General features: G+C 53.1%; 1 tRNA gene and 2 rRNA genes. All 3 read right to left on the bottom strand.

The features are described from left to right. Nucleotides 1-70: 70 nt before the first annotated feature. The 3 genes from ACR0BT_RS20375 to ACR0BT_RS20365 all read right to left on the bottom strand — a co-directional run bounded on the left by ACR0BT_RS20375 (nucleotide 71) and on the right by ACR0BT_RS20365 (nucleotide 3,441). Nucleotides 71-147: transfer RNA gene (locus ACR0BT_RS20375), tRNA-Met, on the bottom strand. Nucleotides 148-270: 123 nt separating this feature from the next. Next, nucleotides 271-385 (bottom strand): 5S ribosomal RNA (gene rrf, locus ACR0BT_RS20370). A gap of 190 nt (nucleotides 386-575) precedes the next feature. Beyond that, nucleotides 576-3,441: ribosomal RNA gene (locus ACR0BT_RS20365) — 23S ribosomal RNA — on the bottom strand. Nucleotides 3,442-3,767: the final 326 nt, after the last annotated feature.

Raw genomic sequence — 3,767 nt, 5'->3', positions numbered from 1 at the left:
TTGATCGTTAAGCAATTGATCGGGGTGATCAATTGTAGTCTGCGCGGGCTGCTCTGGGATTTTCTAAAGTTGGTTGCGGGAGCAGGATTTGAACCTGCGACCTTCAGGTTATGAGCCTGACGAGCTACCGGGCTGCTCCATCCCGCGACACTTTAAGTGACCTATCGCTTACGCTACTTGAGGTCTTGTGTTGGTCTAGCGCCTATTCGGCTACTTGAGACCGGGTAGTGTTCTTTTCATCGTGTTTGAGAGACTGTGGGCTTTTTCTAGGTTTGGCGGTGACCTACTCTCCCGGGGCTTAAGCCCAAGTACCATTGGCGCGGCAGTGCTTAACTTCCGGGTTCGGGATGGGACCGGGTGTTTCACTTGCGCTATGACCACCAAACCGAGGAAAAGCCCATGTCGACTTTCCTGCGTTGCAGGAAAGCGACGAGGTGGCAGGCAGCGTCTTTTGCTTGCAAAAGGCGCGTTGCCACTCGGTTATGTAATCAACCAACATCGCGGCTTGGCGCTGCGACGTTATCCAACTCAAGGTCAGTGTATGCTTTTGGTGATTTGTCTTTCCATTACTGGATCAAATCAAGCCTATCGGGCGATTAGTACCGGTCAACTGAACGCATTACTGCGCTTACATCTCCGGCCTATTGACGTGGTGGTCTTCCACGGCCCTCAGGGAGACCTTGTTTTGAGGGGGGCTTCCCGCTTAGATGCCTTCAGCGGTTATCCTGTCCGATCATAGCTACCCAGCACTGCCGTTGGCACGACAACTGGTCCACCAGTGGATCGTTCACCCCGGTCCTCTCGTACTAGGGGCAACTCCTCTCAAGTCTCCTACACCCACGGCAGATAGGGACCGAACTGTCTCACGACGTTCTAAACCCAGCTCACGTACCTCTTTAAACGGCGAACAGCCGTACCCTTGGGACCTGCTCCAGCCCCAGGATGAGATGAGCCGACATCGAGGTGCCAAACACTGCCGTCGATATGGACTCTTGGGCAGTATCAGCCTGTTATCCCCGGCGTACCTTTTATCCGTTGAGCGATGGCCCTTCCACTCGGGACCACCGGATCACTATGGCCGTCTTTCGACTCTGCTCGACTTGTCAGTCTTGCAGTCAGGCTGGCTTCTGCCATTGCACTCAACGAGCGATTTCCGACCGCTCTGAGCCAACCTTCGCGCGCCTCCGTTACGCTTTAGGAGGCGACCGCCCCAGTCAAACTACCCGCCACGCAGGGTCCCGGATCCGGATAACGGACCGCGGTTAGACATCAAGAGTGCGAAGGGTGGTATCTCAAGGGAGGCTCCACGGATACTTGCGTTTCCGCTTCAAAGCCTACCACCTATCCTGCACATCACAATCCTGATGCCAGTGCGAAGCTGTAGTAAAGGTGCACGGGGTCTTTCCGTCTAACCGCGGGAAGCCTGCATCTTGACAGGCAATTCAATTTCGCTGAGTCGATGTTGGAGACAGCGGGGAAGTCGTTACGCCATTCGTGCAGGTCGGAACTTACCCGACAAGGAATTTCGCTACCTTAGGACCGTTATAGTTACGGCCGCCGTTTACCTGGGCTTCAATTCAAGGCTCTCACCTCTCCTTTTAACCTTCAGGCACCGGGCAGGCGTCAGACCCTATACGTCGTCTTGCGACTTCGCAGAGCCCTGTGTTTTTAATAAACAGTCGCCACCCCCTGGTTTGTGCCCCCAGCCCCTAGTTGCCTAGGAACCGGGCCTCCTTCTCGCGAACTTACGGAGGTATTTTGCCGAGTTCCTTCAACATCGTTCTCTCAAGCGCCTTGGTATGCTCTACCAGTCCACCTGTGTCGGTTTAGGGTACGGTCTGATGGAGGGCTATTTCCAGGAACCACTCAGCAGCCCAATCAATCCGATAAGATTGAACTACACCTGTGATCCGTCACATCCTCCTGGCCTAGGAATATTAACCTAGTTCCCATCGCCTACGCCTTTCGGCCTCGGCTTAGGGGCCGGCTTACCCTGCTCAGATTAGCTTTAAGCAGGAACCCTTGGACTTTCGGCGAGAGTGTCTCTCACACTCTTTGTCGCTACTCATGTCATCATTCTCACTAGTGATCTCTCCACCGGATGGCTCACGCCCCGGCTTCATCGAAAGAACCTATGTCTGCGCTACCGCCTATTCGGCTACTTGAGCGCGATTACTCGCGCCGCATAACCGGCGGCAATATAGACAAGGTTCTATGTCACACTACGCTCTGCTACCGATGCTTACGCATCCCTAGACTTCGGCTCATGGCTTGAGCCCCGTTACATCTTCGCCGCAGGACAACTTATTTAGACCAGTGAGCTGTTACGCTATCTTTAAAGGATGGCTGCTTCTAAGCCAACCTCCTGGTTGTTTTGGTCGTCCCACCTGCTTTCCCACTTAGCCATGAATTGGGGGCCTTAGTCGTAGGTCAGGGTTGTTTCCCTCTCCACTACGGACGTTAGCATCCGCAGTGTGTCTGCCATCTAGTACTCCCGGGTATTCGGAGTTTGGTTAGGATCAGTAAGCCTGTGGGGCCCCATTACCCATCCAGTGCTCTACCCCCCGGGGTATTCGGATGACGCTCTACCTAAATAGATTTCGCAGAGAACCAGCTATCTCCGAGTTTGATTGGCCTTTCACCCCTAGGCACAGCTCATCCCGATCCTTTTCAACGGATGTGGGTTCGGTCCTCCAGTAAGTGTTACCTTACCTTCAACCTGGCCATGCCTAGATCACTCGGTTTCGGGTCTGATCCCACGAACTCATTCGCCCTATTAAGACTCGCTTTCGCTACGCCTACACCTAACGGCTTAAGCTTGCTCGTAAGACCAAGTCGATGACCCATTATACAAAAGGTACGCCGTCAGATCTCGAGGATCCTCCGACTGATTGTAGGCGTTCGGTTTCAGGTACTGTTTCACTCCCCTCGTCGGGGTGCTTTTCACCTTTCCCTCACGGTACTGGTTCGCTATCGGTCAGCAAGGAGTACTTAGCCTTCGAAGGTGGTCCTCCGATCTTCAGACAGAATTTCACGTGTTCCGCCCTACTTAATACGTCCATCAAAGCTTCCTATACGGGGCTGTCACCCGCTATGGCCACGCTTCCCAACGTGTTCTAGTCACTTATCTGGCTCGGCTGGTCCCCGTTCGCTCGCCGCTACTAGGGGAGTATCAATTGATTTCCTTTCCTCCGGGTACTTAGATGTTTCAGTTCCCCGGGTTTGCTCTTAAAACCCTATGTATTCAGGTCTTAAGTACCTGTTTAAACCCCATATTGAGTATCAAAGATAACAATATGAAGCTTTCAGGTGGGTTGCCCCATTCAGAGATCCATGGATCAAAGCTTATTCTCAGCTCCCCATGGCTTATCGCAGAGTATCACGTCTTTCATCGCCTCTTGCTGCCAAGGCATTCACCAAACGCCCTTCTCGCGCTTGATTTGATCCAGAAAGAGAAAGACACGACTTAGTGCGCTACCGCCTATTCGGCTACTTGAGCGCAGTCAGGTCAATCGCGATCGCCCAGCTGGTAACTAAAGGCGATCTTTCTTCTGAACCAAAAGCATACTTTCCCGCCTTCTATCCTGGAACCCATGCTGCCGATGTCGGTCGGCCCCACATGGAGAATAGAAGACATGCATGATCATTTAGTGCCGGTCATCCTTGCGGGTGACTATCGGCGGCGATCATGCGGGTTAGTGTACTTGACTTGGACAACTCTGTTCGTTTCAGCCGGGATATTCAAAGAGGGACGAGGAAACATCCCT

Source organism: Ruegeria sp. CJ6 (assembly GCF_056536665.1).
This window is presented reverse-complemented; position numbering and strand designations above follow the sequence as displayed.